The organism is Microbacterium sp. JAI119 (genome assembly GCF_013410135.1).
Lineage (GTDB): Bacteria > Actinomycetota > Actinomycetes > Actinomycetales > Microbacteriaceae > Microbacterium > Microbacterium oxydans.
The window spans coordinates 396,188-416,044 of sequence record NZ_JACCCK010000002.1; the positions used below are offsets into that span (position 1 = coordinate 396,188).

A 19,857-nucleotide genomic window follows, 5' to 3' on the forward strand; every position below is an offset into this window, starting at 1 on the left:
AAGGACCCTCATGACCATCCTCGTCACCGGTGCGACCGGCAACCTCGGCCGCCTCATCATCGCCAGCCTGCTCGAGCGCGGCACCGACCCGCAGTCGATCGTGGCAGGAGCCCGCGACACCGCGAAGGCCGCAAACCTCGGCGTTCGCGTCGCGCACCTCGACTACACCGACCCCGCATCGATCGCGTCCGCACTCGAAGGCGTCGACACGGTCATCCTGGTATCCGGCTCCGAGGTCGGCCAGCGGGTCCCGCAGCACCGGGCGGTCATCGATGCCGCGAAGGCGGCCGGCGTCTCCAAGTTCGTCTACACGAGCGCTCCGAAGGCCACGACGAGCGACCTGATCCTGGCCCCCGAACACAAGGCGACGGAAGAGCTCATCGCCGCGGCCGGGTTGCCCGCCGTGATCCTGCGCAACAACTGGTACACCGAGAACTATGTCGCGGACCTCGCCCGCGCCGCGGAGACGGGTGTGCTCGCCGCCGGCACGGGAGAAGGGCGGGTGGCTTCCGCGAGCCGCAAGGACTTCGCCGAGGCCGCAGCCGTCGTCGCGCTCGAGGACGGACACGTCGGCGAGGTCTACGAGCTCGGCGGCGATGTCGCCTGGAACTACACCGATCTCGCTGCTGCCATCGCCGAGGTCACGGGACGCGAAGTCGCGTTCGTCGCGCTCGACCACGACGACCAGGTCGCCGCGCTCCGCGAGGCCGGGCTCGACGAGGGGACGGCCGGATTCGTCGCCGCCCTCGACGCCGGCATCAAGGACGGCGCGCTCGCCGATACCGACGGCACGCTCGCTCGCCTCATCGGGCGCCCCACGACCCCGCTCGTCGAGGGACTCCGCGCCGCCTCCGCCTGATCGGCCCCGCAAGACCGAGTGCCGCCGTCCCCCCGGACGGCGGCACTCGGTGGTTCCGTGCCTCAGGAGGTCGCAGGCACCTGAGGGCGTTCGGCCGGCTGCACATGCGCGACCGTGAGGGTGATGCTCTCGTGCCGCAGGCCTCGGGCGTCGAGCAGCGCGTCGACGGCCCCGTGCCCGGCGTGGAGGATGTCGCCCGATCTCGCCGTGGACTCGACCCCGAGTGTGGCCTCGACCACCACCCCGCCGTCGGTGACGATCACCGAGACCATGGGCTCATCGTCCTTTCGCGCGCCGATGGCCTCAGCGCCGAGTCGCAACAGCTGAGAGATCACAGATCCCGATCTGTAGACGCTGCGCACCCCCGGGGTCGATCGCAGGGTCGCCTCGATCGCCGCAGCGAGTTCCTCGCGCTCCTCCGCCTGCATCACGTCTCCCCCACTCACGTCTCCGCCGCTCACGACGACACCTCTCTGATGTCTCGGATCGCGATGTCGATCGCGACCACGTTCAGTTCGGTGTGCGCGCGAAGGCGACGATCCACTTCGGCTCGAAGTTCGTCCGCGACCTTCGGGATCGGCTGTCCATGCAGCGCGCTCGCATCGATCCCGACGCGGATCGGGGCGCCTGGCCGGGTCACATCGCCCTCCAGCCGGCACCGGCCGATGAGGAGACCGGGAACGGCGTCTTCCGAGGAGCGCACGAGACCGCGAACGGCTCCCTCGGTGATGGCGAGATCCGCCTTCGGATCGGGCGATTCGAAGGGGATGCGGCGTCCGGCCCGCGCATCCATCGCGATGCCGCTCAGGATGCGGTCGACCCAGCTGTCATCGACCTCGGGTTCGGCTGCGGCTTCCGCAGCGAGCAGCTCCGCGCCGAGCCCTCGCAGACGCTCAAGCGCATCCAAGGCCAGCTGACACCCGGGCGACTCGTCGATGGAACGGTCGGCCGGGCGTCTTCCGGCGTCGAGGTAGTCGGTGAGCTCGTCCAGGGTGTGCCCGTCGAGGTCGGTGGGCTCGAGTCCGAGTCTGCGGATTTCAGGCGCGTCTCTGTCGTCGGTCATCGCCACTCCTCCATCCGTACGATCATGTATTTTCTGGCGCGGGCCAGTAGGCCGCGCGCCGTGGAGATCGGGATGTCCAACTGCTCCGAGATCTCCTCATAGGTGTAGCCGCCGATCTCGCGAAGCACCCAGCACTCGCGTTGGGCGTCGGGCAGCTCCCGCAGAGCAGCACCGAGGGCTGCGACACCGGCGCGAGCCTCGACGACCGCGGACGGTGCCGCATGAAGAGGTGCCGGTCGGTCGATCGAGTCGATGTCGACGGCCGGGCGGATCGCACGGATGCGGTCGACCGCCTTCCGGCTGACGATCCGCATCAGCCAGCTCTTGACCTTCGCCGGATCCTCGAGCTCGCCGAACCGCTGCCACGCGACCACGAAGGACTCCTGCACGATGTCATCGACGTCGGCGGAGGCGTTCAGCATCCGCTGCGTATAGGCACGCATCATCGGCGTATACCTGCGTACCAAGACGGCGAACGCCTCGACGTCCCCATCCATCGCCCGTCCGGCGACGATGCCGTCGTCCGCATCCTCGAGCGCTGTCCGAAAGCGTTCCTTCTCCATCTACCCCACCCCTCGATCCGATCCCCGAAGGAATTCGGAACAGATGCCCCATCGGATCGGATCATGTCTCACCCGCCTGTGAGGGATCGGGGAGAGGCGGTGCGGCCTCTCCCCCGGTCCCGCCTACTTCTTGAACGCGTCCTTCACGTCCTCCGCCGCGTCGCGCACGTTGCCCTTGGCCTGCTCGGCCTTGCCCTCGGCGACGAGCTTGTCATCGTTGATGACCTTGCCCACGGTCTCCTTGGCCTTTCCGGCGACCTTCTCGGCTGTGGCCTTGATCTTGTCTTCAGCGCTCATTTCTTCTCCCTTTCTCGTTACGGCCCCGGGTCTCGGAGCCGTGTCTTGGATGTGGCGACTACTCGCTCGCTGCCACAGCGGTCTCGCCCTCGACGTCGTCCGAGGGGACGTGCACATCGTCGATCGTGACGTTGACCTCGACGAGGTCCGCCCCTGCCAGCTCGACGAGGTCTCGATGGATCGCCGCCCTGACCTCGTCGGCGACCTTCTGCAGGGCGACCGGATACTCGGCGACGATCGTGATGTCGACGGTGATCTGCGCCTCGCCGACCGCGACGGACACGCCCTGCGAGAGGTCGGTCGTGTTGAAGGCATCCCGGATGGCTCCCACCATGCGCGCAGCGCCCCCGCCGAGCGCATGAACCCCGTCGACATCCCGCGCGGCGATGCCGGCGATCTTCGCGACCACCGCATCCTCGATCGTCGTCGTGCCCACTGCAGCCCCCTGCAGCGGTGCTTCGACGTGGATCTCGGGCTGCGTGCCCGGAGTCGTGTTCGCCATCATGAGCTCCTTCATCCGTGTTCTGCCCGTAGGGGCGCCGGTCGCGGTCGGCGACGCTATGACTAGGACGGATCGCGAGCAGCGGATGTCACAAATCGATCCGAAGAAAGTCGCCGACAACGGATACGAGCACTTCACAGTGCACTCCAAGCTTCCAAGTGCAATATTGCACTCTATGAGCGACAGTGCAGAATCCTTGCGGGAACAGCGCAAGCGGGAGACCTCCCGAGCCCTCACCGATGCCGCACGCCGGTTGACCACAGAGAAGGGGTTCGCCGGATTCACGGTCGAGGAGCTGTGCGCCGAGGTCGGAGTCTCGCGGCGCACGTTCTTCAACTACTTCGAGAGCAAGGAGAACGCGGTCTTCGGCTTCGCGACGATCGATTCCCGCCAGGAAGCTCTCGAGGAGGAGTTCGCCACGCAGCGCGGAGACCTCCTCGACGACTTCATCCAGCTGACGATCCGTCGCTTCGAGCTCTTCAACCCGGTCGATGATGCGCCGGCGATGTTCGCCGTGATCGAGCAGGAGCCGCGGCTGCTGAAGGCGGCCTTCGAACAGCTCGCCAAGAACGAGCGCCGTGACCAGACCCTGATCCTCCGTCGCACCGAGGGCGGCGATGATGCCGAACTCCGCGCCGAGGTGGTCGTGCACACCGTCGGCGCGCTCGTGCGCATGAGCATGGACCAGCTCCTGCACCACCAGTCCCCCGAGCCGTTCGCCGATCTCATCGGGCGACGCCTCGACCTCGCCCGCTCGCTCTACGCACCGTCACAGAAAGCCCGTTGAATGTCCGCCACCGCCACGAAGGATGCGCCGTTCCTGCTCACGAAGCGCCGCATCTGGATCATCTTCAGCGCTCTCATCGCGGGAATGCTGCTCTCCAGCCTCGACCAGACCATCGTGTCCACCGCCATGCCGACGATCGTCGGACAGCTCGGCGGCGTCGACCACCAGGTGTGGATCACCACCGCCTACCTGCTCGCCACCACGATCGTGATGCCCATCTACGGCAAGTTCGGCGACGTGCTGGGCCGGCGCAACCTGTTCCTCGTCGCGATCGCACTGTTCACGCTGGCATCCGTCGGCTGCGCGTTCGCCACGGACTTCTGGATGTTCGTCGTGTTCCGCGCCCTGCAGGGTCTCGGCGGCGGCGGCCTGATGATCCTGTCCCAGGCGATCATCGCCGACATCGTGCCCGCCAACGAGCGTGGCAAGTACATGGGTCCCCTCGGGGCGGTCTTCGGCCTCTCGGCCGTAGCCGGCCCTCTCCTCGGCGGCTACTTCGTGGATCACCTGACCTGGCAGTGGGCGTTCTACATCAACATCCCGGTGGGGATCGCGGCCTTCATCATCGCCCTCATCGCCCTCAAGCTCCCGAGCAAGAAGGCCGAGAAGCCGATCGACATCTTCGGGGTCATCTTCCTCTCGATCGCCACGACGTGCCTCATCTTCTTCACCGACTTCGGCGGTGACAAGGAGTTCGGATGGGACTCGCTCGCGACCTGGGCATGGGGTGCCGGGCTGATCGTCGCGGCGACGGCGTTCGTGATCACCGAATCGCGCGTGCAGGACCCGATCATCCCGCTGAGCCTGTTCCGCAACCCGATCTTCGTGAACGCCACCGCGATCGGACTGGTGCTCGGAATCGGCATGTTCGCGGCGATCGGATTCGTGCCGACGTTCCTGCAGATGTCCTCCGGCACCTCTGCGGCGGAATCCGGTCTGCTGATGATCCCCATGATGGTCGGCCTCATGGGCACGTCGATCTTCTCCGGGATCGCGATCTCGAAGACCGGCAGGTACAAGATCTATCCGATCCTCGGCACGATCATCACCGGTATGGCCATGGTCGCGATGACCACACTCTCGGCGTCGACTCCCATCTGGCTGATCTGCGTGTTCCTGTTCGTGTTCGGAGCGGGGCTCGGCCTCATCATGCAGGTCGTGGTGCTGGTCGTGCAGAACGCGGTTCCGGCGGGTGAGATCGGCACCGCGACCAGCACGAACAACTACTTCCGGGAGGTCGGCGCGTCTCTCGGCACCGCGGTCTTCGGCACCATCTTCACCACTCGCCTCACCGAGAACCTGCTCGGGGTCTTCGCCGGCGCCGGCGAAGACCCCGATGCCGCCTCAGAGGCCGCATCGACGATCGACCCTTCCACGCTCAACTCCCTGCCGGACGAGGTGCGCGACGGCATCGTCACCGCGTATGCGGATGCCCTCGCCCCGGTCTTCTGGTATCTCGTGCCGTTCATCGCCCTCGCGCTGCTGCTCTCGCTGTTCCTGAAGCAGATCCCGCTGTCGGACACCGCGGGGCTCGTGGCCAGGGGCGAGGCCATCAGCGGAGAGGAAGCGGAGCGTCTGGAGGCCGAGCAACGAGGCGTCGAATGGTCGGGAGCTGCAGTCGCGTCGTCTGGCGCACCGGAGGAGTCTGACTCGACACCGCCATCTCGATGAACACGCCAGCTCGGTGAACACGGCGGCCCCTGCCCCCTCTGGAGCAGGGGCCGCCGTCTGTCAAGGGGCTCCCGCCCCGGCTCACCTGCGGGCATGCTTCATCGTGGGGACAGTCAGGAGAATGATGGATCGCGTACCAGACCCACGGTTCGCTCTCGAGCAGGTCAGCGCCACGGATTGGGCCATCGTCGATCTGCAATACCCGGACGTAGATCACCGGCGGGTCGTGTGCCGCGTCTATGAGGATGCGCCGACAGAGGTCGAAGTGCTCTGGCTGCGTGACCTCCCCCTCGCCCTGCGCTACTCGTCCGTGAACGACGTGCTCACCGCTGTCCAGCGCTTCCACGACACCTCGCGCGCCACCCGCCCGATCCCGATCCCTCGTCTACCTCCGCCGACGGGGAGAGCAGGGCGCGGGACGCGCCCGCGATGACCAGGCGGATGGACGCGGCGCCTACGGCTGCGCCACACTGATCGGGAGAACCGTCCCCCCGAGCCCTGGAGCTCTCATGACCGCACCCGCCCCCGCCGCCGCGACCGGCACCCCTTGGAAGAGATTCTGGGAGAAGGGCGGCTGGTGGCGCGCACTCCTTCTCGCGGCCGTCTACTTCGTGCTCTACAACGGACTGTCGCTCGCCTTCACTCCGCTCGCGGCACAGATCGACGACCCGACGGGCCCCACCGGCATCCTGGTCTTCTACGCACTTCCCGTTCTCGTCGGCTGTCTGCTCCTGGTCGGCTTCGCCGCGTCGGTCAGCTGGCTCGGCGAACTCTTCAGACGGCAGCCGATCACGGGCCGCGGCTGGATGTGGATCGCGATCGTGATCGTGCTGCTGTTCAACGTCCTGCACCTGCTCAGCATCGACTACGGCGAGGCCGGGTTCCAGGTGGTCGCGACCTGGCTGCTCGCCGGCGTCTTCATCGGTTTCGCCGAAGAGGTGCTCACTCGCGGTCTCGTCGTGAACATGCTGCGCAAGGCCGGATACCGCGAGATCGTCGTCGCCGTGATCTCGGCCGCGGTGTTCGCCGGACTCCATTCCGGGAACCTGCTCAGCGGTCAATCACTGTTCGCCACCGCGTTCCAGGTGGTCTACACCTTCGCTTTCGGAATCTGCATGTACCTCGCCATGCGGGTCACCGGCACTCTCATCGCGCCTATCCTGCTGCACGCCAGCACCGATCCGAGTATCTTCCTCCACACGGCCTATCCGGTCGAGGGTCCGGTCTCGACGCTGGCTGGGCTCGGAAACCCCGCCGTGATCGTGGTCGGTCTCGTGCTGCTGTTCTTCATCCGCGGACGTGTCGGCGTCGCAGACGCTACGGCGGGAGACGTGGGTCCGGCCTTCGACGCACCGCAGCGCTAGGGGCGTTCCGCCTCTGGCCAGTCGGTGACGAAGACCTTGCCGATCGTCCGGGAGGCCTCCACGATCTCGTGGGCCCGACGCATCGTCGCGGCGTCCAGCGGAATCCACCAGGTTCGCGACGCTCTCCAGGAGGTCGTGCTGGTAGTGGTCGGAGGGATCGGTGACGGGCCTCGTGAACATGAGCTCCCAGTGCCAGGTCACGCTCTTCGCCTTGAGCGCGTCGATGCTGCCCCCGGTCTCGTCGATGGAGACGACCCGTCCGCGCGGACGGATCACGTCGGCGATCGCCCTGACGTTGCCGGGAGTGAACGAGGTGAACACGTAGTCGACGCCGGCGGGGGCGAGCGCCGACACCTCGCCGGCGAAGTCACGGCCAACGACGTGGTCGGCCCCCATCTGACGCACCCACTCCGCCGTCTCCGGGCGCGAGGCCACGGCGATGACCTCGAGACGCGTGAGGGCCTTCGCGAGCTGGATGATCAGCGCGCCGACGCCTCCTGCCGCGCCGATCACCAGGAGCACTCCCGTGCTTTCGCGGGTGAGCGCCAGGCGGTCGAACAGGCTCTCCCACGCGGTGATGACCATCAGCGGCAGTGCGGCCGCCTCGGCGACCGACAGCGTGCGAGGAGCATGGCCGACGATGCTCTCGTCCACCAGGTGGAACCGCGCGTTCGTGCCCGAGCGATCGATCTGCCCGGCGTAGAACACGCGATCCCCCACGGCGAAGCGGGTCGACTCCTCGCCGACGGCGACCACGACCTCTGCCGCGTCGTAGCCGAGACGTGCCATCACCGCGCCGACGACACGCGTCGCGCCTGCGGTCCGTCTCGGCACTCCGCCATACCCTCAGGGACATGACCGTCGAGGATCCGGAACCTGCCCATCGCGACCGTGCGCACCGCTCCGCACTCGCCGTCGCCCTCTGGTTGCTCGTTCCGTTGCTCGTCGTCGCGGCGTACGTCGCGCAGATCCTCGAGTCGTTCAGCGCCGTCGGCTGCGAAGGCGATTGCGACCTGGCAGTCGCTTTCGGCGCCCGCGCCGTCTTCCCGTGGGCGGTCGCTGCCTCGGTCATCGCGGCGATCGTGGCCGCGTTCACGCTCCGGCATCGGAGAAAGCCCGCCTACTGGGCTCCCCTGCTCGGCGTGGTCCTCGTGCTGGTGTCGGCCATCACCACCAGCGCCGTCTTCCAAGCCGGGCTCGCCCCCATGTACGCGCGCAACGACAGGATCGCGAACGGTGAGGTTCCCGCCGAGACGACTCCGCCACTCCCCGACCCCGTCGGGGGCTGGGAGGCGAGCGTCGACGGAGCGACGTTCTTGTCGTTCAGTCCCGACGGGACCGTCACGGGCAGCGACGGGTGCAACGATCTGAGCGGCCGCTGGTCGCAGGATTCGGCGGGAAGGATCGAGCTGGAGACGCTCCTCCCCCAGACGGAGAACGCCTGCGACGGCATCGACGCATGGCTCGGCCGAGGGCGATCCGCGGACATCATCGACGGCTACATGTACGTCAACGGCGAGGCTGATTCGCCGATCGGTGGGCTCCAACCGGCGCGCCAGTCCCGCGACTGAGCTTCGACGCGCTGCCCCCGTGAACGACGAAACCCCCGGGAATCCGGGGGTTTTCATCTGTAGCAGGAGCGGGGCTTGAACCCGCGACCTCACGATTATGAGTCGTGTGGAATCTGTCGATTTCGACTTGCTTTCCGGCGAAATCTACGTATATGGTGGCTTTAACGGCAGTCAGCAACCGCTAGCCGCCGTTACCGATGGGTACACCACCGGGTACACCGACCTTGGCCGGAAGGGAACAGCTGTGACGTACGTCGTAAGCAAGAGAAGAAGACCCTCGGGTGTTGCCCGAGCACGCGGAACTCAATCACCACGAAAGGGCAACCATGCGAGGCAAAGGCGAAGGCTCGATCTTCAAAGACAGTCGAGGGCTCTGGACCGGAGTGATCGAACTCCCGTCGCTCAACGGCGAGCGGCGTCGCAAGAAGATCCGGCGCAAGAACAAGGCCGATCTTCTCCAAGCGATGAATGAAGCGAAGGCTGAGCTAGAACGCCTCGGCGACCTGCCCACCAAGAACCAGACCGTGGAGCAGTGGTTCCTCTACTGGCTCAAGCAGGTTGCCAAAGAGATCCGCCCCAACACGTTGGACGGATACCGTCGCACGGTTCAGAACCACATCATCCCGGCAATCGGGAAGGTGAAGCTCGACAAGCTGACAGCGACGCACATTCGCCGCGTCCACGACTCCATCATCTTGAAGGGGCTGTCGTCAACCACCGCTCTCCTTGCCCACCGCACGATGTCCGTCTCTCTAAAGATGGCCGTCCGGGAAGGCCGGATCGGACGGAATCCGGCCGCACTGACCGCGCCTCCACGAAAGGCGCGCTCCACACTCGAGGCGCTCACGTTGGCCGAGGCTCTGGCGTTCATGAAGTACGCGCTCGACGACCAGCCGGCGTACCGCCCGCAAGGCGCATTGTGGGCCACCGCCCTCCTTACCGGCGCTCGGCGCGGGGAAGTGCTTGGGCTCGAGCGGGACCGGATCACCGACGTCCTCGATCTGTCCTGGCAGCTATTGCGCTTGCCACTCTCGGACACCGATGGGCGCCCAGACGTGCCGGTCGACTATGAGTACCGGCACCTCACCGGTGGGCTCTACCTCACGCGCCCCAAGTCCTCGAAGTCGTGGCGCGTCATCCCCTTGATGGATCCGCTCAAGACCATCCTGGAACGCCACATGAACGAGACCCCAGAGAACGAATGGGGGCTCATGTTCACGAAGAACGGACGCCCGATCGGCCCTGACCAGGCATCACGCGACTGGCGAACCGCTCTGGCTGAGGCTGGCCTGGAGAAGAACGTACGCCTTCACGACGTTCGCCACACGACTGTCGATCTGCTCTACGCGGCGGGAATTCCAGAGGACATCATCATGACCATCGTGGGGCACTCCACACGCGCCACGACTCGCGGCTATCAGTCAGCGCAGAACCGGGACAGGCTCACCGCGGCGTACGCCCAGTTCTCCGCGTTGTTCACGCCGCCCGCTTCGCCCGATCGTCAGCTCGACGCTCCGCCCGCTGCCTGACCATGCGCGCTGTCGTGGGGTCGGCAGCGATCCCCTCGACGGATTGTGCAGCTCTGGCAAGGAGCACGTAGTACCTGACCTCTGTGATTCCGAGCTCGTGGCGGATGCGTGATGTCTTGGTGGGGGTGTGGCGCGGGTGTTGGGCCTCGAAGGCGAGTAGGTCGGTGGGCGTCATGGGGTGGAGTTTGCCGTGAACCTCTGACGTTGAATGGTTGCGCGGTGTATATACACCCGGTACGATGGATGCATGTCAAGTCTCAACGCTCAGCAGCAGCAAGCCATGGATGACTACTTCCGGTGTGCCGCAATCGAGATCGGCGAAGCTGCCCACGAGGCATCCAAAGGAATAGCCGACGCGATTGCCAGCTTCGAATCATCTCGTGGCGAATAAGCCGAAGACGCCTCACATGTCGTTCAGGATCGACGGTGACCTGAAACGTGACGTACTGCACCTAGCCAAGATCAATGGCGAGTCAGCGTCCGACATCGTGCGGCGGGCGTTCGAGAACTACCGCAACGAGTACAAGGATTTACTATGAGCGTATCTGCGGACGCCGCTCGTGCTATGCGCATGGGCATCAACCTGGGTCGCTTGATTGCCGTGGAAGTCGCGATGGACCGTCTTGCTTCTGATCCCATGGCTGCCTTCAGCACCTCCCACCCGGCAGGTGCGGTGAACGTCGCCGTGGACGATGCGGACATGAGTGACACGATCACCCATGCCCCCACCGGCACGTCAGCGATGCTCACCGCGGGACTCAGAGAGTCATTCACACGGGTGTACGCGGTTCCCAGCACTGCGGCATCAGCCATGACTACCTCCGATGCCCAGAAAGATCGATCAGCCGACCGAGGTGACGTTGACCGTGGGAACCACGTTCACCACTGTCTGACTGGGAAGCGGCCCGGTCGGGGACGAGAGCGCGAAGCCGCCAACGAACGTGCCGCCGGTAGCAGCCGTCCAAATGCCCCCATGCGAGTAGTTACCGCTGGCGACATCCACGGCCACGCTGGAGCCGGACACCACGCCGTCGACCGCACCGCCAGCCCATGCGGTCTGCTTCCGCGCGTACGCGGGAGTGCCCCCGGTGGCCTCCGATGCGCCCGTGACGCCCGGGTCAGCCGTGTGGAGGCTGATCCAGTTTCCGCGCGCGGTGACGGCGAGTGCCGCCGCTTCCTTCGAGTCGTTCGTGAACGCCATGATCAACCTCGCTTCCGGTCGCGGCGGAGCGTGACCCGCTGGACGGCCATCTCGACGGAGGCCTCAGCTTCGGGCGCGTCCAGCACGGCCTGGCGCACCAGCGTCACGTCGGCGTAGTCCTTCGGGATCCCGTTCGACACGATCGAGAGCGCGGACGCGGCACCAGCGAGAACCGCCGTGGCGACCGCGCCAGCCGCGGCGAGGCCGATGCCGAGAAGCGCGTCACCAGTCGTGGGGATCGCGATCGCTGCGATCGGGATCACCGATGCGAGCGACTGGGTAGCGGTGCGGATGAATCCGCGCTTCGCGGCGAGCTTCGTCGCAGCGGGGATGATGGGGTCAGTCATGATGTGGGATCTCCTTCGGGACGGGGGTGGTGCTTGCGCAGCCATGTGGGAGGAATGGTGTCTTCGATCAGCGCGATGTCGGACGGATCAAGGTCGGGACCGTGGTCTGTCGGCCACTGGCGAGCGATAGCGCGCAGGATGCGAGCGAATGCGGACGACTTGAGACGGTCCTTCTCGGTGAGCGTCGCGACATCCGTCTTGAGAGCCGTGATCTCTGTCCATGCACCCTCGAGCTGCTCACTCACCCGCTTATCGATTCGCGCATCGAGCGCGGTCTTCGCATCAGTCTTGGTCTTGCCACGCGTGGCGAGGAAGGTGAGGACAACGCCCATCCCGCCCACGCCAGCGCCGATGATGGTGATGATCGTTTGCGGGTCCATCAGGCGCCCTCCTCTCGCCGTTCCTTGATCTCCTCACCGAGCAGGGTGAGCCGGAAGATCGGGAGCGGCAGAGCGAGGACAATGATGAACGCGACGAAACCGGCAGACGCGGCGGGATTGGCCCGGAACAGCACCACGGCAGCGGCGTAAGCAGCGAGAAGCGCTACCAACAGCGCTTTGCCGCAGATCTCCCACCGCCACAAGCGCGGAAATGCGACGCCCAGCAAGCAGGTCGTGGCAACGATCGCGAGCAGCGTCCCCATGGTGTCGATCACCGGTTCATCGAAGAGCTCGTGCAACACGGGAGAGCCGAAGAGCGCCGCCCAGATCCCCGCACCGATCGCGATCAGGTCGTACACCGGCAACCAGACGCGCTTCAGTGACCGGTACTTCCACTCATCTGGTGGAATCGCGTCGGGGTGCCAGATCGACGCGAGCCATACCCTCCGCATCATCCCTCGACGGCCGGCACGGAGGCGGCAGTCTTCTGTAGGCCAGCGATGGTCTGAGCGAGCTGGGATGTGTCGATCTTCTGCTCCACAGCCCGCGACCAGTACCGGCCCCCGACAGCTCCCGAGATGTCGTAGGCGAGACCACGCATGCACGCGTCGAGCGCCGACCACGGCACCCCGAAGGTCTTCAGAGCGGTCGTCAGTCCCGCGTCGTCGAGCTCGAGGTACTTCTGATCGGGGTTGTGGATGATCGCGGCGTTGATCGCGTCCACAGGGACATCCTGGTGGGAGACCTTCTCCTCACCGAAGGTGAAGACGTGCTTGCCGTTCCAGCGGATGGTGCGCATGGCGGGTTCCTCCAGGGTCGTGATGGCCGCTGCGGTCGTCTTGCCGCCAGCGGGTGCCGGGTCGTTGCGGTGCTTGTCGCGCTCCGGGAAGTACTCGAAGTGCCACGGTTCGACGAGCGTTCGGCGACCGTTGACCGTGCGGTAGACGGTCTGAAACCACCCGTGCTCGTTCATCAGGGCGACGTTGCGCTCGTCGGTGTCCTTCGCACGCCCCTTCTGGTGCACGCTCGGGGTGTCCGGGTGCAGCGCGATCGGCTTCCCGTACCTCAGGAATGTGAGCCAGTGCGCGTTCTGTTGCTCCCACGATCGACCGGCCTCGGTGATCTGCTGCGGATGCCCGAGAGCTCGATCGATCCGCGCCTGACTCTTCGCCGCTTCGGTCTCGAGCCACCCACGTCCGTGACCGATGTCCGTCTTGCTCAATGTGCCGCCCATGTCGACTCCTAGATGTTCTATCTCGTGACGTTGTTGACACCCGCGGGGTGGAAACGAAGAAGAGACCCGGTGATGAACACTGGGTCTCTTCTGTCTCCGCGGGCGGGTAGCTACTTCTTCTCCCGCGCGTACTCGCGTAGGAGATCGACGACGACTCGGGAGAGGGTCTTGCCCTCTGCTTCCGCTTTCGCTTGAGCCGCGGCCTTGATGTCGGGCGGGATGCGGAAGTTCGTCACGGGCGTCTTGGTCACAGACGACATCTTTACAGATGTCTTTACGGCGGTCATGCGTTCCCCTGCTTTTCACTGCCCCTCAGCGGGACATGGTTCGATTCCCGGTAGGGGTTCCCTGGTCCGGTGTGCCCGTTGATGCCAAGCCAGTATCCCTGATCCCACGCATCGGCCTGACGGGTGGCAGGTTCGGTCTCGCAGTTCCTGTGGCCCTTTCGTGTGCAGTACGGCCGTTCGTCGGTTGCGGCTACTGCTGGCACGAGGCTCCATGCCGAGCGTTCCACCAGGACTGCCCACATCGCGTCGATGTCGCTTGCGATCGTCTCCACCTCGCGGAACTTCTCGAGGGCCGCTGTCGCTTCGTCGTACGACACCTGCGCGTCTGCTGAGGTGGGAGTCGCCGTAGGTGGAAGACCGGCGATTCCTCCCACCTCATGTCCATCGCGCTCCCACTCGGCCCCCGACACGAAAGCGTTGTGAACGCGGTCTTCGTTGTTCGAGTAGACCTCATCTCGGTCCGCTTTGACGTGTGCGGCAGCGGCGTTCTCTCGCTCGATGTTCAGCGGTCCACCGGTCATCGTGCTACCTCCGCTTCGAGCCGAGCGCCTTTCAAGTGTGCGCGGCCCTGGCAGACCATCGTGCGGTACAGAGCCCCACACACGCAGCGGCCCGGGCTGGCGGCCTTGCAGTCGAAGCACGTCGCGTGCCCGTCCTTGACGACCGTGAAACCCATCGGGTGACTGCAGGTGGTCGAGCAGTCGACATGTCCAGCACCAGGAGTCGCCAACTCGTTGAGCGTGAGCCTGCACCCGTCCGGCCATGTCGGGGACGCGAGCACGCCGCCCTCAACTCGCTTCTCTGCGACACGCCGTCGATCGCCGCTCGACTGATGTTCGACCTGAACAGGCATTTTGCTCCTTAGTGTCTTTACTTTCGTCTTTACATTAGCGTACCATCGAGTAAAGACAGATGTAAAGACCTCTGGACGATCGAGTCAGATTCGGAACGCTTGTGCGATAGTTCTTCGTAGCGAGACGAGAGAGCAAGAGGAGCCACACGGCTGGTGCTTCAGGGCGCCCTTACTCATGGAACTCTCTTGCACGCGAACTCGCCGCTTACCCCCGAGGGGAAGAGACGACTCATCGAGCGCCTGCAGACGGGCCGCCCGATCGCACACGTCGCCACGGAGATGGGAATCTCTCGGCAGACCGCCACGAAGTGGTGGGGCCGCTACCTCGCGTACGGGTTCGACGGGCTACAGGAAGCGTCCTCACGGCCCCTCAGCAGCCCCACAGAGACGACGGAAGACGTCGTCGAGATTCTCGTAGCGATTCGCCTATCGAAGAAGTGGGGAGCCGCGCGGATCGCCGCGTTCATGCTCTCCGAGTACGGGGTAGAAATCTCCCCCTCGACCGTGCACCGCGTGCTCACCAAGCGCGGGCTGAGCCGCGTGCGTGACCTGGACCCTGCCACGGGTGAGATCAAGAAGCGCCCCACGTACAAGACCATGGACCCGAAGTACCTCGGCTACATGGTGCACATCGACGTGAAGAAGGTGGGCCGCATCCCCGACGGCGGCGGGTGGTTCATCCACGGCCAGGGCACCGACCTGCACCGCAAGTCGAAGCGCGCGGGCGTCGGCAAGGTCGGCTACATCTACATCCACACCGCCGTCGAAGCATACTCACGGCTCGCGTACTCCGAAGTGCACCTCAACGAGAAGGGGACGACCGCGGCCGGCCACTGGCTCCGCGCGCTCGAGTTCTTCGCCCACCACGCGATCACGACCGTCGAGAACTGCCTCACGGACAACGGCGGTGCGTACCGCTCGCGGCCCTTCAATGAGGCACTCGAAGCGACCGGCACTCACCACCGGTTCACTCCGCCCTACACGCCCCGCGTCAACGGCAAGGTCGAGCGGTTCAACGCCACTCTGAAAGCCGAGTGGCTCCAGGTGCAGGGCTACGAGTCCGAAGACGCCCGCATCGAAGAGCTGCACCGCTTCCTGAACTACTACAACCACGAGCGGCCACACACCGCGCACGGTATGAAGCCGCCCGCGTCAGTGGCCCCCAGCGACTTCCGACTGAGTCCTCAGGTAATGGTCTGGCCGGAGACCGTCATACCCGTGGGTCATGACGAAAGCCGTCTCTTCGATGACGTCCTCGAGTTCATGTCGAGTGAACAACGTCCTGAGACATGACACCTAGAACTCGAATCGGCCGGTGCCGAAGAAGGCGTGGTTGGCGACACCGCCAGCGGTCGTCATGGTGCCGTTGACGACCATCGACTGGAAGAAGATGCTTCCGTCTGAGCCGACGTACCAGCGGGACGCGCCGAGGTTCCCGCCGACACCGATCGTCCCGGAGCCCAGGGGGGCGTTGCCGGGTGGGCGCACACCTGCGGGGAGGACTCCGACGACGACTGCGGCGCCGGCGTTCACAGCGAGGTTGGATCCTGTGCGGGTGACCTCGAACGCGGAGATCTCCGCACCGCCCGGTGTGAGCCGGTAGCGGATCGCGCCGCTGCTAACCGCCCACCCGGATGCAGGAGTCAGGGTCACCCAGTCGGTTCCGGGCGCTGCGAGCACCCAGGCTGCGTCCTTCGACCGATAGATGCGCCCGGTGTCCGTCTCCACCCACAGCATGCCGTTGCGGTGCTTCGCGGCGGGCAGAGTTTGACGTTCCGTGCTCGAGCCCACTCGCACGTTGGCGAACGACGCCGCGAAGTCGGCGATCGCTTGCAGGTCGACCACGGTCTGGGTGGGTGTCGGGGAGACAACCGGCTTGCCGTAAGCATCAAGGGTGTAGCCCATGAGCTACCTCGTTTCTGTTGGCGCGCGGCTGAGCTCACGCGAGAGTCGTAGGAAGAGGGAGGCTCAACGCCACTTGATGCGCAGCGCGCCAGAGAGGCCGTCTTGAGCGAGGGAAGCGAACTTCGAATACCCGCCCTGGTTGAGCCCCACACCGTAGAAGGAGCCCCCCGCGATGAGCGCGGCGAACCATGCATTGTTCGGTACCGGGTTCCACCCGTTCGGCGGATCCCAGGGGAACAGGCTCCCCATCGCGGGAACGCCCGCCTTCCCCGGTGAGGTGTGGAGCGCGAAATTCGGCGAGGAGCCCTGGTCCTGCACCCGGTTGATGAACATCTCCATCGACACGAGCTGAGAACCGGCAGGGATCGTGTCCTTGATCTGCGTGCCGTAGAACCATGCCCCATAGGTCGAGTTCGACGCCCACGGCTGCGCCGTCCACCATCGCGTCGCTCCCCTGTCGGTGGAGCCTGCGTCGATGGCTCGGAAGGTGGCTTCCTTCACCGTCACCCCGCCCCCGCCAGGGGTGGGAGGAGGCGTCGGGGACGCCGGTTGAACCGACAGCGCACCAAGGCACACCGGCCCGGGCCACGAGATCCCGACCGTCTGCCCCGAGGTGGGAGCCGTGCCGACCGAAGGCATCGAGAACTCGCCGAAGTCGGTCGTCACATTCACGACCCCGGAACCGACCGTCGTCACAACCCCCACTCCCGGCCGGCCCGTCGTGGGACCGAGCAGAAACCAGGAACCATCGACCGACCACACGTGGACGGGTTCGTTCACGGACGGCACGTAGGCGGTGAGGAACGCGGCGGGGAATCGGGACTGGTCGATGTCGATGAGCGCTTGACCGGCGGAGATGCCCGCGAAGGTTCCCACGCGGGTGATGACCTTCGACTTCTTCGCGATCAGGTCGAGGAGGCGGTCGGTGTCATTCATCCGCCACCTCCACAGTGAGCCGCGTGGCCTCATCACTGTGAGACACCTTCAGCACCCGAACTCGCGACCCTTCGAAGCGCAACACGTCACCGACCTCGCGCAGCGGGTTGAAGCGCTCCGTGACTTCCCTGGTGACCCCACGCACACGCGATACGCGCGGAAGCAGTTCGGCCGCGTAGTCGTAGCACTGCTTCGTGGTGGTGAGGAGATCCGACGAGTACGTGTAGGTGGCGACGCCGAAGGGTGATGCGGAACCGTCAGCGTTCCCGACCCGCAGGAAGCCATCCGTCACGCTGGCGACACCATAGACCGGCTCGCCGGTCGGGCTCTTGCCCTTCACGACAACCCGGTTGTACGTCTTCTCAGCCGTCAGCGTGCGCGGTGCGGACACGTAACCGGTCAGGTCATCGACAGGTTCGGGCCATGCCTTCGGGCGGGCTGTCAGTACACCGGAGGCGTTCAGCGCCGGCCATGCGCCGAGCCTGTCGAACAACTTCGATACTGCGGCATCCTTCTGCTCATCGTGTGCGACCGGGGTCGCGATCGTGGCATCCGCGACGTTGCGCACGAGCGGCAGACCCGTGATCGCTTGAATCTCGCCCCATACCGACGTGGACGCCGACTGGGTGGGCACCGCGAATCGGTCGCGGATGACGCGCTGCAGTCCATCCTTGAGGTTCAGCTCGAACGACTCGCCGGGGTGGATGACTCGGCCCGTCCACGGCATCTGCGACTCGACCGACGTCGGCACGGAGTCGATGACGAACCGACCCATCGCGATGCGTTCCGTGAACTCCCCCGCTCCCACCAGACAGTCGATCTGGAGTTCGGACCCGAAGGGCGAGAACCAGTCCCCCACCTGTTTCGGAATCATCGACGTCGCATGGTCATCCGCCCACACCACGGTGCAGGAGCCAGACCCTGCGACGAACTGGTTCCCGTCCCAAGACAGGTCCACGTCGGAGATATCCAGGTTCGCCAGCCGACGCTGACCGTCATACATCAGGTCAGCGACCCAGACGCGCGAGAAACCACCGCTGCGAATGAGATCGAGGGTGCGGGCTGAAACATCACGCATCCCGCACCCCCGTTTCACCCAGCAAGCCCCGCCAGGGAGTAGTCGCGATCCTGTGCGTCATACGACGCATAGGCGGCATCTCGAGCCGTGTACGACGCATACCCCGCGTCGAGGTCGGCGTAGGACAGTGTTGCGATCACGAGCGCCGGCGCAGGCGGGTTCACTTCATCGACCGTGGTCGTGAATCCCAGAACATCGCCGCCGTAGCCTGACCTGTCGACTTCTGAAAGGAACGGGACGTGGCAGAAGAACACGGAAGGCCAGCGCCCCGATGTAGATCGGATCAGCCAGATGGGCAACTGCGGGGTCTCGTAGGTGCCCAACGTTGCGTGCAGCGTCTCGAGGTCAGCATCCGCGACCTCGAACACCACGGGGACTCCCTGCAGCGAGCGACGGGGACCGAAGCCCACGTAGTCGGGTGTTGCCTCTCCCGAGGAGAAGACCAGGCCACCCGGTGTTGCTCGCGTGAGCTCTGGCGCCGTGCCCCAGTTCAGTTGAACCTTGACCGCCAGGGACGGATCCAGCGGTTGCTGGATGACAGTCCCCCCAGTCCATCCGATTGTCGACGACCCGATCGCGACTCGTCCCAGCGGGGTGCTACCCGCCCAGCATTCCGCCTCGTAGGAGAACGATCCCCGAAGGGGCGGCTCATAGTCGATCAGGGACAGTGAGCCCGTACCCGCCGACTCGATCGAGGCGCTCGCGTTCACCGCGCCCAACCATGACGGCGCGTACCCCAGGTAGGGCGTGGACGAACCGGAGAACCACCGACCGACACTGTTGGCCGACTCGGTGAGGAACCCTGTGACGTCCAGTCGTGCACCCACGGGGACTGTGCCCGTGATGCGGAAGATCGGCACTGCGCGCACTGCGCCGGCAAGCCGCGGGACAGAGAAGCCCACACGGTTCCACCCGCTACCGATGGAACCAGTCGCAACATCCGAGGTGCCCAGAAGAACGTTGGATGAGTTGTACTGCTGGATGTAGACCCGTCCGATGGGATCCGAGATCGACGACGGGCGAACCCAAGCCGAAGCCGCGATGTCCGGGCCCAACGGGGTCTTCAGGACGTTGTTTGTCGCCGTGCCGCGCACATCCAGGTAGGTCGATGCGGCTGTCGCTTCGACACGCACGAACGTGTCGATCCCCATCCCGCCAACGTTCATCCCCAGCGTTGAGGTGGCCGTGAACGTCGGTGAACCTGCCCCCGATTGTGACGCCGAATGGGATGACGTCGAGGTGCCGGCGGGGTCGACGTCAACGTTCCGTCGAACCTCCAGAGGAGGCCCGCCCGCGAACGCACGGTCGACCCCGCCGCGCACCTTGATCTCACGCCCATCGGCGATACGCCATAGGGTCACCCGGTTGGTACCCGCGAGCACATCAGCCGACTCGATCACCATCTCGACGCGAGGCACCGGGGTCATATC

Annotated in this window: 28 protein-coding genes, 1 tRNA gene and 1 pseudogene; 11 read left to right on the top strand and 19 right to left on the bottom strand. The window is 65.5% G+C overall.

Features of this window, described 5'->3' with window-relative positions; translation table 11 throughout:
- The first annotated feature begins 10 nt into the window (after positions 1 to 10).
- Positions 11 to 859, top strand: a complete 849-nt coding sequence (locus HDC31_RS12725) for an SDR family oxidoreductase (RefSeq protein WP_179516169.1) — start codon at positions 11 to 13, stop codon at positions 857 to 859.
- Positions 860 to 921: 62 nt separating this feature from the next.
- Here the strand turns inward: HDC31_RS12725 and HDC31_RS12730 are convergent, their stop codons facing one another.
- From HDC31_RS12730 to HDC31_RS12750, 5 genes are all read right to left on the bottom strand, one after another.
- Positions 922 to 1,320: a hypothetical protein gene (locus tag HDC31_RS12730; RefSeq protein ID WP_258546340.1), complete on the bottom strand. Its 399-nt coding sequence runs from the start codon at positions 1,318 to 1,320 to the stop codon at positions 922 to 924.
- On the bottom strand, positions 1,317 to 1,922 hold the full coding sequence (locus HDC31_RS12735) for an Asp23/Gls24 family envelope stress response protein (RefSeq protein ID WP_046747443.1): 606 nt from the start codon (positions 1,920 to 1,922) through the stop codon (positions 1,317 to 1,319). The genes HDC31_RS12730 and HDC31_RS12735 overlap by 4 nt, the downstream gene beginning before the upstream one ends.
- Positions 1,919 to 2,485, bottom strand: coding sequence for an RNA polymerase sigma factor (locus HDC31_RS12740; RefSeq protein WP_061017754.1), 567 nt, complete (start codon positions 2,483 to 2,485; stop codon positions 1,919 to 1,921). Before HDC31_RS12740 ends, HDC31_RS12735 begins: the two co-directional genes overlap by 4 nt.
- Before the next feature lie 123 nt (positions 2,486 to 2,608).
- Positions 2,609 to 2,782, bottom strand: a complete 174-nt coding sequence (locus tag HDC31_RS12745) for a CsbD family protein (RefSeq protein WP_045263668.1) — start codon at positions 2,780 to 2,782, stop codon at positions 2,609 to 2,611.
- Between the two features lie 58 nt (positions 2,783 to 2,840).
- Complete coding sequence (locus tag HDC31_RS12750; protein WP_082682755.1) at positions 2,841 to 3,284, bottom strand: Asp23/Gls24 family envelope stress response protein; 444 nt, start codon at positions 3,282 to 3,284, stop codon at positions 2,841 to 2,843.
- Positions 3,285 to 3,459: 175 nt separating this feature from the next.
- On the opposite strand from HDC31_RS12750, the gene HDC31_RS12755 reads away from it, so the two are divergent.
- From HDC31_RS12755 to HDC31_RS12770, 4 genes are all read left to right on the top strand, one after another.
- The gene (locus HDC31_RS12755; protein ID WP_113680866.1) at positions 3,460 to 4,071 is read left to right on the top strand and encodes a TetR/AcrR family transcriptional regulator; all 612 of its coding nucleotides are present in this window, start codon (positions 3,460 to 3,462) and stop codon (positions 4,069 to 4,071) included.
- Entirely contained in the window at positions 4,072 to 5,742 is a 1,671-nt protein-coding gene (locus tag HDC31_RS12760) for an MDR family MFS transporter (RefSeq protein WP_113680867.1), read from the top strand.
- 124 nt (positions 5,743 to 5,866) lie between these two features.
- Complete coding sequence (locus tag HDC31_RS12765) at positions 5,867 to 6,175, top strand: hypothetical protein (RefSeq protein ID WP_113680868.1); 309 nt, start codon at positions 5,867 to 5,869, stop codon at positions 6,173 to 6,175.
- A 76-nt stretch (positions 6,176 to 6,251) separates the two neighbouring features.
- The gene (locus tag HDC31_RS12770; RefSeq protein ID WP_113680869.1) at positions 6,252 to 7,106 is read left to right on the top strand and encodes a CPBP family intramembrane glutamic endopeptidase; all 855 of its coding nucleotides are present in this window, start codon (positions 6,252 to 6,254) and stop codon (positions 7,104 to 7,106) included.
- A 159-nt stretch (positions 7,107 to 7,265) separates the two neighbouring features.
- Here the strand turns inward: HDC31_RS12770 and HDC31_RS20580 are convergent.
- Positions 7,266 to 7,628 (bottom strand): annotated as a pseudogene (locus HDC31_RS20580) (zinc-binding dehydrogenase); the annotation flags it as partial.
- On the opposite strand from HDC31_RS20580, the gene HDC31_RS12780 reads away from it, so the two are divergent.
- Positions 7,546 to 7,809: a hypothetical protein gene (locus tag HDC31_RS12780; RefSeq protein WP_179516102.1), complete on the top strand. Its 264-nt coding sequence runs from the start codon at positions 7,546 to 7,548 to the stop codon at positions 7,807 to 7,809. The pseudogene HDC31_RS20580 and the gene HDC31_RS12780 overlap by 83 nt on opposite strands.
- 151 nt (positions 7,810 to 7,960) lie before the next feature.
- Entirely contained in the window at positions 7,961 to 8,677 is a 717-nt protein-coding gene (locus HDC31_RS12785) for an META domain-containing protein (protein ID WP_141370376.1), read from the top strand.
- Positions 8,678 to 8,738: 61 nt separating this feature from the next.
- On the opposite strand, the gene HDC31_RS12790 is transcribed toward HDC31_RS12785, so the two are convergent.
- A tRNA-Met gene (locus HDC31_RS12790) sits at positions 8,739 to 8,811 on the bottom strand.
- Between the two features lie 150 nt (positions 8,812 to 8,961).
- Here HDC31_RS12790 and HDC31_RS12795 point away from each other — a divergent pair.
- Complete coding sequence (locus HDC31_RS12795; protein WP_147251249.1) at positions 8,962 to 10,206, top strand: site-specific integrase; 1,245 nt, start codon at positions 8,962 to 8,964, stop codon at positions 10,204 to 10,206.
- Here HDC31_RS12795 and HDC31_RS20585 read toward each other — a convergent pair.
- Positions 10,154 to 10,381, bottom strand: a complete 228-nt coding sequence (locus tag HDC31_RS20585) for a DUF3263 domain-containing protein (protein WP_113680873.1) — start codon at positions 10,379 to 10,381, stop codon at positions 10,154 to 10,156. The genes HDC31_RS12795 and HDC31_RS20585 overlap by 53 nt on opposite strands.
- Before the next feature lie 72 nt (positions 10,382 to 10,453).
- On the opposite strand from HDC31_RS20585, the gene HDC31_RS12805 reads away from it, so the two are divergent.
- Together HDC31_RS12805 and HDC31_RS12810 are read left to right on the top strand one after the other, a co-directional pair.
- Positions 10,454 to 10,597, top strand: coding sequence for a hypothetical protein (locus HDC31_RS12805; protein ID WP_179516170.1), 144 nt, complete (start codon positions 10,454 to 10,456; stop codon positions 10,595 to 10,597).
- Entirely contained in the window at positions 10,587 to 10,745 is a 159-nt protein-coding gene (locus tag HDC31_RS12810) for a hypothetical protein (RefSeq protein WP_179516171.1), read from the top strand. Before HDC31_RS12805 ends, HDC31_RS12810 begins: the two co-directional genes overlap by 11 nt.
- Before the next feature lie 302 nt (positions 10,746 to 11,047).
- On the opposite strand, the gene HDC31_RS12815 is transcribed toward HDC31_RS12810, so the two are convergent.
- The 7 genes from HDC31_RS12815 to HDC31_RS12845 form a co-directional block, all read right to left on the bottom strand.
- Positions 11,048 to 11,407, bottom strand: a complete 360-nt coding sequence (locus tag HDC31_RS12815; protein ID WP_218867776.1) for a hypothetical protein — start codon at positions 11,405 to 11,407, stop codon at positions 11,048 to 11,050.
- 2 nt (positions 11,408 to 11,409) lie between these two features.
- The gene (locus HDC31_RS12820) at positions 11,410 to 11,754 is read right to left on the bottom strand and encodes a hypothetical protein (protein WP_113680874.1); all 345 of its coding nucleotides are present in this window, start codon (positions 11,752 to 11,754) and stop codon (positions 11,410 to 11,412) included.
- The gene (locus tag HDC31_RS12825; protein WP_113680875.1) at positions 11,751 to 12,134 is read right to left on the bottom strand and encodes a hypothetical protein; all 384 of its coding nucleotides are present in this window, start codon (positions 12,132 to 12,134) and stop codon (positions 11,751 to 11,753) included. The genes HDC31_RS12820 and HDC31_RS12825 overlap by 4 nt, the downstream gene beginning before the upstream one ends.
- Complete coding sequence (locus HDC31_RS12830) at positions 12,134 to 12,589, bottom strand: hypothetical protein (protein ID WP_147251250.1); 456 nt, start codon at positions 12,587 to 12,589, stop codon at positions 12,134 to 12,136. Before HDC31_RS12830 ends, HDC31_RS12825 begins: the two co-directional genes overlap by 1 nt.
- Positions 12,586 to 13,368 carry a hypothetical protein gene (locus HDC31_RS12835; protein WP_113680877.1) on the bottom strand — a complete coding sequence of 261 codons (783 nt, stop codon included), beginning with the start codon at positions 13,366 to 13,368 and terminating at the stop codon, positions 12,586 to 12,588. Before HDC31_RS12835 ends, HDC31_RS12830 begins: the two co-directional genes overlap by 4 nt.
- A gap of 110 nt (positions 13,369 to 13,478) precedes the next feature.
- Entirely contained in the window at positions 13,479 to 13,619 is a 141-nt protein-coding gene (locus HDC31_RS12840; RefSeq protein WP_179516172.1) for a hypothetical protein, read from the bottom strand.
- A gap of 32 nt (positions 13,620 to 13,651) precedes the next feature.
- Complete coding sequence (locus HDC31_RS12845) at positions 13,652 to 14,176, bottom strand: hypothetical protein (RefSeq protein ID WP_179516173.1); 525 nt, start codon at positions 14,174 to 14,176, stop codon at positions 13,652 to 13,654.
- 518 nt (positions 14,177 to 14,694) lie between these two features.
- On the opposite strand from HDC31_RS12845, the gene HDC31_RS12850 reads away from it, so the two are divergent.
- Positions 14,695 to 15,801: an IS481 family transposase gene (locus HDC31_RS12850; RefSeq protein WP_218867777.1), complete on the top strand. Its 1,107-nt coding sequence runs from the start codon at positions 14,695 to 14,697 to the stop codon at positions 15,799 to 15,801.
- Between the two features lie 3 nt (positions 15,802 to 15,804).
- Here the strand turns inward: HDC31_RS12850 and HDC31_RS12855 are convergent, their stop codons facing one another.
- The 4 genes from HDC31_RS12855 to HDC31_RS12870 all read right to left on the bottom strand — a co-directional run bounded on the left by HDC31_RS12855 (position 15,805) and on the right by HDC31_RS12870 (position 19,854).
- Entirely contained in the window at positions 15,805 to 16,413 is a 609-nt protein-coding gene (locus HDC31_RS12855) for a hypothetical protein (RefSeq protein ID WP_113680878.1), read from the bottom strand.
- A 63-nt stretch (positions 16,414 to 16,476) separates the two neighbouring features.
- Positions 16,477 to 17,349: a hypothetical protein gene (locus HDC31_RS12860; protein ID WP_179516174.1), complete on the bottom strand. Its 873-nt coding sequence runs from the start codon at positions 17,347 to 17,349 to the stop codon at positions 16,477 to 16,479.
- Entirely contained in the window at positions 17,342 to 18,427 is a 1,086-nt protein-coding gene (locus HDC31_RS12865) for a hypothetical protein (RefSeq protein ID WP_113680880.1), read from the bottom strand. Before HDC31_RS12865 ends, HDC31_RS12860 begins: the two co-directional genes overlap by 8 nt.
- 14 nt (positions 18,428 to 18,441) lie before the next feature.
- On the bottom strand, positions 18,442 to 19,854 hold the full coding sequence (locus tag HDC31_RS12870; RefSeq protein WP_113680881.1) for a hypothetical protein: 1,413 nt from the start codon (positions 19,852 to 19,854) through the stop codon (positions 18,442 to 18,444).
- Between the last annotated feature and the right edge of the window lie 3 nt (positions 19,855 to 19,857).

What these genes read in the sequence shown, in the direction of transcription:
- HDC31_RS12725 (WP_179516169.1), top strand. Translation starts at nt 11, where the DNA reads ATGACCATCCTCGTCACCGGTGCGACCGGCAACCTCGGCCGCCTCATC.
- HDC31_RS12735 (WP_046747443.1), bottom strand. Translation starts at nt 1,922, where the DNA reads ATGACCGACGACAGAGACGCGCCTGAAATCCGCAGACTCGGACTCGAG.
- HDC31_RS12740 (WP_061017754.1), bottom strand. Translation starts at nt 2,485, where the DNA reads ATGGAGAAGGAACGCTTTCGGACAGCGCTCGAGGATGCGGACGACGGC.
- HDC31_RS12745 (WP_045263668.1), bottom strand. Translation starts at nt 2,782, where the DNA reads ATGAGCGCTGAAGACAAGATCAAGGCCACAGCCGAGAAGGTCGCCGGA.
- HDC31_RS12750 (WP_082682755.1), bottom strand. Translation starts at nt 3,284, where the DNA reads ATGGCGAACACGACTCCGGGCACGCAGCCCGAGATCCACGTCGAAGCA.
- HDC31_RS12755 (WP_113680866.1), top strand. Translation starts at nt 3,460, where the DNA reads ATGAGCGACAGTGCAGAATCCTTGCGGGAACAGCGCAAGCGGGAGACC.
- HDC31_RS12760 (WP_113680867.1), top strand. Translation starts at nt 4,072, where the DNA reads ATGTCCGCCACCGCCACGAAGGATGCGCCGTTCCTGCTCACGAAGCGC.
- HDC31_RS12765 (WP_113680868.1), top strand. Translation starts at nt 5,867, where the DNA reads ATGGATCGCGTACCAGACCCACGGTTCGCTCTCGAGCAGGTCAGCGCC.
- HDC31_RS12770 (WP_113680869.1), top strand. Translation starts at nt 6,252, where the DNA reads ATGACCGCACCCGCCCCCGCCGCCGCGACCGGCACCCCTTGGAAGAGA.
- HDC31_RS12780 (WP_179516102.1), top strand. Translation starts at nt 7,546, where the DNA reads ATGACCTCGAGACGCGTGAGGGCCTTCGCGAGCTGGATGATCAGCGCG.
- HDC31_RS12785 (WP_141370376.1), top strand. Translation starts at nt 7,961, where the DNA reads ATGACCGTCGAGGATCCGGAACCTGCCCATCGCGACCGTGCGCACCGC.
- HDC31_RS20585 (WP_113680873.1), bottom strand. Translation starts at nt 10,381, where the DNA reads ATGACGCCCACCGACCTACTCGCCTTCGAGGCCCAACACCCGCGCCAC.
- HDC31_RS12805 (WP_179516170.1), top strand. Translation starts at nt 10,454, where the DNA reads ATGTCAAGTCTCAACGCTCAGCAGCAGCAAGCCATGGATGACTACTTC.
- HDC31_RS12815 (WP_218867776.1), bottom strand. Translation starts at nt 11,407, where the DNA reads ATGGCGTTCACGAACGACTCGAAGGAAGCGGCGGCACTCGCCGTCACC.
- HDC31_RS12820 (WP_113680874.1), bottom strand. Translation starts at nt 11,754, where the DNA reads ATGACTGACCCCATCATCCCCGCTGCGACGAAGCTCGCCGCGAAGCGC.
- HDC31_RS12825 (WP_113680875.1), bottom strand. Translation starts at nt 12,134, where the DNA reads ATGGACCCGCAAACGATCATCACCATCATCGGCGCTGGCGTGGGCGGG.
- HDC31_RS12830 (WP_147251250.1), bottom strand. Translation starts at nt 12,589, where the DNA reads ATGATGCGGAGGGTATGGCTCGCGTCGATCTGGCACCCCGACGCGATT.
- HDC31_RS12835 (WP_113680877.1), bottom strand. Translation starts at nt 13,368, where the DNA reads ATGGGCGGCACATTGAGCAAGACGGACATCGGTCACGGACGTGGGTGG.
- HDC31_RS12845 (WP_179516173.1), bottom strand. Translation starts at nt 14,176, where the DNA reads ATGACCGGTGGACCGCTGAACATCGAGCGAGAGAACGCCGCTGCCGCA.
- HDC31_RS12855 (WP_113680878.1), bottom strand. Translation starts at nt 16,413, where the DNA reads ATGGGCTACACCCTTGATGCTTACGGCAAGCCGGTTGTCTCCCCGACA.
- HDC31_RS12860 (WP_179516174.1), bottom strand. Translation starts at nt 17,349, where the DNA reads ATGAATGACACCGACCGCCTCCTCGACCTGATCGCGAAGAAGTCGAAG.
- HDC31_RS12865 (WP_113680880.1), bottom strand. Translation starts at nt 18,427, where the DNA reads ATGCGTGATGTTTCAGCCCGCACCCTCGATCTCATTCGCAGCGGTGGT.
- HDC31_RS12870 (WP_113680881.1), bottom strand. Translation starts at nt 19,854, where the DNA reads ATGACCCCGGTGCCTCGCGTCGAGATGGTGATCGAGTCGGCTGATGTG.